Annotated in this window: 1 protein-coding gene; it reads left to right on the forward strand. The window is 75.8% G+C overall.

Going from position 1 to position 678, the window contains the following annotated elements; all coding sequences use genetic code 11:
• Positions 1-162: 162 nt before the first annotated feature.
• Positions 163-678: UDP-N-acetylglucosamine--N-acetylmuramyl-(pentapeptide) pyrophosphoryl-undecaprenol N-acetylglucosamine transferase (locus VB737_RS07460; RefSeq protein WP_500312274.1), on the forward strand; the 516-nt coding region annotated here is incomplete at its 3' end.

Raw genomic sequence — 678 nt, forward strand, 5'->3', positions numbered from 1 at the left:
CCGCCAGACCGGCCAGGCAGCCACCGAGGCGCTGCGGCGTCCGGACCGGGGGCCGGGGGGCGGGCAGCGGGCGGGACGGAGCCATGGAGAGGGAGGGATCCGGGGCGGCGGTGGGCGGACCGGAGTCGGCTTTTAAGTTAGGCGCGCTCGTCCCACCCGCCCATGCCGACCCTGCTGATCGCCGCCAGCGGCACGGGTGGCCACCTGTTCCCGGCCCTGGCGGTGGCCGAGGCCCTGCCGGACGACTGGCAGGTGCACTGGCTGGGGGTGCCGGACCGGTTGGAGACCGAGCTGGTGCCCAGCCGCTACCCCCTGCACACGGTGCGGGCCGGCGGGCTGCAGGGGAAAGGACTGCGGAAGCTCTGGAACCTGCTGCAACTGCTGCTGGCCGTGCTGCCGGTGCGGCGCCTGATCCGGCGCGAGGGGGTGAGCGCGGTGTTCAGCAGCGGGGGGTACATCGCCGCTCCGGCGATTCTCGCCGCCCGCTGGTGCGGGGTGCCGGTGGTGCTGCACGAGAGCAACGCCGTCCCGGGCCGGGTGACCCGGCTCCTGGGGCCCCTGTGCACACGGGTGGCGGTGGGCCTGCCCCAGGCCGTCGAACGGCTGCCCCGCTGCCGTCCCCTGGTGTGCGGCACGCCGGTGCGGCGGTCCTTCCTCACCCCCACACCCTTGCCGGCC

Origin of the sequence: Synechococcus sp. BA-120 BA3 (assembly GCF_034931285.1) — a bacterium.
Taxonomy (GTDB): Bacteria; Cyanobacteriota; Cyanobacteriia; order PCC-6307; family Cyanobiaceae; genus Cyanobium.